Source organism: Kitasatospora sp. NPDC091257 (assembly GCF_044757675.1).
Lineage (GTDB): Bacteria > Actinomycetota > Actinomycetes > Streptomycetales > Streptomycetaceae > Kitasatospora > Kitasatospora lactacystinica.
The window spans coordinates 1-1,927 of record NZ_JBIVVI010001476.1 but is presented as its reverse complement, the minus strand read 5'-3'; the positions used below and the strand labels follow the sequence as shown (position 1 = coordinate 1,927).

The 1,927-nt window shown below is 73.8% G+C and carries 2 protein-coding genes and 1 pseudogene; 2 read left to right on the top strand and 1 reads right to left on the bottom strand.

What is annotated here, in order from left to right:
• Both ACIQOV_RS39500 and ACIQOV_RS39495 read left to right on the top strand, forming a co-directional pair.
• Nucleotides 1-136: pseudogene (locus tag ACIQOV_RS39500) on the top strand (serine/threonine-protein phosphatase); the annotation flags it as partial.
• A gap of 478 nt (nt 137-614) precedes the next feature.
• Complete coding sequence (locus ACIQOV_RS39495) at nt 615-812, top strand: hypothetical protein (protein ID WP_359914825.1); 198 nt, start codon at nt 615-617, stop codon at nt 810-812.
• Nucleotides 813-845: 33 nt separating this feature from the next.
• Here the strand turns inward: ACIQOV_RS39495 and ACIQOV_RS39490 are convergent, their stop codons facing one another.
• The gene (locus ACIQOV_RS39490) at nt 846-1,634 is read right to left on the bottom strand and encodes a DUF6348 family protein (protein WP_401055723.1); all 789 of its coding nucleotides are present in this window, start codon (nt 1,632-1,634) and stop codon (nt 846-848) included.
• Nucleotides 1,635-1,927: the final 293 nt, after the last annotated feature.

Genomic DNA, 1,927 nt, shown 5'->3' with positions numbered 1-1,927 from the left:
GCTGATGGGGGAGGCGGACCGGCTGGTGCCCGGCGGCGGACCCGGGACGGGCACGGGCACCGCGGCCGCGCTGATCGAGACGGTCGCCCGGGACATCAACGACGACCGCGCCGTGCTGCTGCTCTGGCGCGACTGACGGTGCCGTCGGGGCACATGCCAAGGGCAGCCGCCGCTGTCAAGCCCGGCAGCTGATCTTCGGCCAATTCGCAGGCCCCGTCGACGGAGCGGACCAGCGGCTTCCGTTCCCCGCCCCCGGCCGTTTTCCGGCCGCTCAGCACGGCCCCGCCGACGATTCGTCAGGACGGCTCCGCTATCGTCCCGGTCGGCGGAAACTCGTCTCGCATCGCAGGATATCGGCGTTGGGCTGACTTTCAGACCTTTACGCAATCGGCACGGTCGACCACACTGAGTCCGGGCGGGACTGTTCAGGATTCGGGGGATTGGGGGCGTCACGTGCGGCACGACAGACAGCGGTCGACTGTGGGCTCCCTCGCCGGCGCTGCGCCGGACGGTCCGCGATTCCGCCTCGGGACCGTCGGACAGGCCGGGGTCCGGCTTTCGCAGGTGCCGCCGGGCGGCGGCACCCCGCTATGAAAACGAGGAAGTGAGTCCGGGTGGCACTCTCCGTCTCCGCACTGGTCCTGTTCGCGATCCTGTGCATCATCTTCATCCGCAACAAGCAGATGAAGATCCCGCACGCGATCGTCGCCGCCCTGTTCGGCTTCATGCTCCACGAGACCACGGTCGCCGGCTCCATCAACTCCCTGCTGGCCAACCTCGCGCACAGCATCTCCGGCATCACCGGCGGCTGACCCGGCCGGGCCGTCCGCACCCTCGCCCAGGGGTCACCGGTCGGCCCGTCTGGCCTCCCGCCAGCGAGCGAACAGTCCCCGGGGGCGCGCCGCCGGGGCCGGGGCACGCATCGGCGCGGGTGCCACCGCACCCGCCGGCGTGTGCTGCCCCGATGCCGTCGGTTCGGCCGTCAGCAGCACGAACAGCCGTGCCCAGCACAGCCGTTCGCCCCGCGGCCAGTCCAGCGCGCGCAGCGCCGCCGACGCCGCCTCCGACACCTCGCCGCCCACCCGGACCTCGGCGACGTCGTCCCCCGCCTTCCCGCCCAGGAAGAGCTTGACGCCCACCGGCCCGGGCCCGGTCAACCCGGCGCGCAGCGCGGGCGCCAGCGCCGGCAGCACCCGGTGCTCGGCGAGCCAGCCCGCCAGGTGCTCGTTGCCGAAGCCGAACACCGCGGCCGGCCCCTGCACCGCGTGCCAGCCCGGGAGTCCGGGCAGGGCCGGGCGGTCGGCGCGGATCCCGCGGCCCCCCGCGACCTCGACCAGCACCGGGGCGGTGGTGGTCGCCCACATCTTCACCGCGTTGGCGAGCTTCTCCTCCTCGGTCTTGCCGAGGCCTGCCGCGCAGTCCCACACCACCGGGGCGTCCGCTCGGCCCAGGTGGAGCGCGAAGCCGAGGTCCACGTGCCCGGCGCCGTCGTCCCCGGGGTGCTCGCGCACCGCCACCGCGGTGGTGCCGGGGCCGCGGACCACCTCGCCGTCCGGGCGGAACACCTGGCCCAGTCGCGCCATCTCCCGGACCACACAGCGCTGAATGACGGCCAGTCGCTCCTGCGGATGCACCGGGACTCCTCCACCTCGGGAGCGCGGCGGCTGAGCTCGCGCTCGAACTGCGCTCGAACGCCGCCGAGGCTATCGGCCCGACAGCCTGCCGGGAAACCATGCGGACCCCGCGGTCCTCCGGTCGCGGAAACGTCCTGGATGCCCCACTTTGGGCAGCGGAACCTGAAGGCCGTCCGCCCGGAGGACCCGCATGCCCCGCACCACCGCCGAGAAGTACGCCGCCGCCCAGACCCAGCTGACCCGGTCCCGCCGGGACGGCCTGCGGGCCGCGCTCGCGCCCGGCAGCTCGATCT